Annotated in this window: 4 protein-coding genes; all 4 read right to left on the bottom strand. The window is 58.9% G+C overall.

The features are described from left to right. The coding region (locus PAT3040_RS38915; RefSeq protein WP_507763377.1) for a GNAT family N-acetyltransferase at nucleotides 1-343 on the bottom strand (343 nt) is incomplete at its 3' end. Continuing rightward, nucleotides 343-840 carry a DinB family protein gene (locus PAT3040_RS22135; RefSeq protein ID WP_108994417.1) on the bottom strand — a complete coding sequence of 166 codons (498 nt, stop codon included), beginning with the start codon at nucleotides 838-840 and terminating at the stop codon, nucleotides 343-345. The genes PAT3040_RS22135 and PAT3040_RS38915, both read right to left, overlap by 1 nt. A gap of 124 nt (nucleotides 841-964) precedes the next feature. Next, nucleotides 965-2,185 carry an amidohydrolase gene (locus PAT3040_RS22130; protein ID WP_108994416.1) on the bottom strand — a complete coding sequence of 407 codons (1,221 nt, stop codon included), beginning with the start codon at nucleotides 2,183-2,185 and terminating at the stop codon, nucleotides 965-967. Further along, a partial coding sequence (locus PAT3040_RS38910) for an LLM class flavin-dependent oxidoreductase (RefSeq protein ID WP_258235103.1) occupies nucleotides 2,182-2,665 on the bottom strand: 484 nt, incomplete at its 5' end. The genes PAT3040_RS22130 and PAT3040_RS38910, both read right to left, overlap by 4 nt.

The following is a 2,665-nucleotide window of genomic DNA, read 5'->3' as shown; positions in this document are numbered from 1 at the left end:
GCGACACCGCGAGCAGCCGCAGGATGGGCGACTCGATGCCCAGCTCGGGATGGCCGTATGCCTTCTCGGCAGAATCGAACAGGAACACGCTGCCTACCACTTCGCCGTCCAGCTCCGCTACCAGTCTGGCGCTTGTCGGCGCCTCCACGATGGCGTGCAATATACTCGCTTTATATTCCTCCCATTTGACCTCGGACAACTTCTCTTCGTATTCGCCATAGGCATCCAGCAGCACGTCCTCCAACGCTTGACTGTCAGCGGGCGTTACTCCCCGGATGACGATGCGCCGATGGCTGGCGGACGACCCTGAATCCCGAGCTTCGCCAATCACGCTTTCACCCATCAGACAACATCCTTTCTGTCCGCCGCCTGCTCCTTGATTCTTCTAATTTGGCCGAGATGCCTTTCCACGTGAGCTACGAACGCCGGGATAATTTCCGCGATGGCGACCTTGTCGCCCTTGGCGTTCACACCGGCTCCCGCCCACTCTTCATCCGTGAGCCGTGCAAGCAAACGGGCGTTGTACGCGACGAGCGAATGGGCTGCTGCCGCAATGTGGGCCACATCCTCCTCGTTCGACTTCTGACCCGTTACCCAAGCGTCTTGGTCGAAGGCCGGCAGCCGGACAGCAGAACCCGCCAAAATTTCCCGAATGCGAAATGATACGACGATACTATGGTCTACCAGATGCGCGAAAACCTCCGTAACGCTCCAGGAAGCAGGCGTTGCCTTCCATCTCAATTGCTCCTTCGTCTGTCCTGCTATCTCTCTCTCGATTTCCTCGTACGCGTTTACGTATGCCGCGATCGCCGTTTGCGCCTTTGTCGCCGCGTTGACCATCTCATCCGCCTCCCTATTCATTTCATTTCGTCATAAGTACGCACTAATTAATTCAATATTCCGACAATAAATCAGGCATGTTCGGCGTATGGACCGTCGACGCTCTACTGATTCGCGCTCTCCGTTAGGATAGCTCCCTAAGAGCGTCCACGGCTAATTGCTGGAGCAGCTTCGCGGCGACAGGCAGCGCTTCCTCGTTCAGGTCGAAGGCAGGATGATGCCATTGGCGGGGACCATCTACTCCTATGAACAAAAACGCTCCAGGCGTTTGCTGAAGGTAAAATGCAAAATCCTCTCCAGCTGGCGACAATGACGGTTCCACGACCGCGTTGCCCCGGGCTCTCGCCGTATTGCCTGCAAGCTTAGCCCAGCGTTCGTCGTTCACGACCGCGGGAGGACCTTCGATCCACTTCACGCGGGCGGTTGTGCCGAATGCCAACGCGAGGCCGGACACCACCGTCTCGAAGCGTTGCCGAACGGTTCCGCGAACTTGCTCGGTGAACGTGCGGATCGTGCCGTCGAAGACGGCCTTCTCGGAGATCACGTTCCAGGCGTTGCCCGCGTGCAATCTCGTGACGCTGATCACGGCACCGTCGAGCGCGCTGACGTTGCGGCTAACGATGGATTGCAGCGCCGTAATGATATGCGACGCCGTGACGATCGGGTCGATTCCCGCTTCCGGAGAAGCGGCATGCGTGCCGATACCATCGACTTCGACGACGAAACCGTCGGCTGCTGCCATGAGGGGACCTCCGCGAACGCCGATCGTCCCGACGGGCAAATCCGGCTTGTTGTGGATGCCGTAGATGACGTCCACGCCTTCAAGCACGCCGGCGGCAATGAGCTGCTGAGCTCCCTTCGCCTTCTCTTCGGCCGGCTGGAACAGAAGCCGAACGACGCCGGGAAGCTCGCGCTCTTGCTCCTTCAGTCCAAATGCGGCTCCGAGCAATGCCGCGGTATGAAAGTCGTGGCCGCAAGCATGCATCTTGCCTTCTATCTTGGAGGCATAAGGCAGCCCCGTCTCCTCTTGAATCGGCAGCGCGTCGATATCCGCCCTTAGCGCAACAACCGGAATCCGCGATGCCGATGTACCGTAACCCGGGGTGTCAGCCAGAGCGTCGCGCGCATGTTCGGTGGTATCGGTGCCAGCGTCGCCGCCAATCTCCGCAATGACGCCCGTCGGCAGTCCGTAATCGAGAATGCGAATGCCCGCTTCGGATAACCAAAGCTTGATGGCTTCCGTCGTCTCTCGCTCTTCGCCGGACAATTCCGGATGCTCGTGCAGGCTGCGCCTTATCGCGACCAGACGCTGCGCCAATTCCTCCTGTACCGCTGCCCTGCTCATACCAGCTCCTCCGCGAAAGCTTCCTTCAATAGCTCGAAGGAACGAGCCCTTTTATCATAATCCGGAATGATCGTCGTGAAGACGAAGCTGTCCACGCCATACTGCTCCGATAATTCGTTCAGCCTGGCTCGAACGCTTTCTTTCGTGCCTCGCGTAATATCCGCTTCCCGCTCCACCGCCGTATAGGTTTCGCCCGCCTGCTTGGCGAACTCCGCCGCTTGCTCGAGCGTCGTCACGTTAATCGTCTTGCCGCTGCCAAGCGTCACGCGAACGCTCTTATGCTGGCCGGCAAGCTCGCTTGCTTCCTCTTCCGTATCTGCCGCGATGACGGATAACGCCAGAATAGGCTTTGGCTCGCCGCCTTTCTCGCGGTTGAAGCGAGTCTTGTAAAGCTCGAACGCGGCGGCGGCGGTGTCCGGATCATTATTAATAAAGAGTGCGAATGCGTATGGCAACCCTTGCTCCGCCGCAAGCTCCGCG

The sequence above is a fragment of the Paenibacillus agaridevorans genome (assembly GCF_003112455.1).
Lineage (GTDB): Bacteria > Bacillota > Bacilli > Paenibacillales > Paenibacillaceae > Pristimantibacillus > Pristimantibacillus agaridevorans.
Note: the sequence above shows the minus strand (reverse complement) of the source record. Positions and strands in the feature narration are given on the sequence as shown.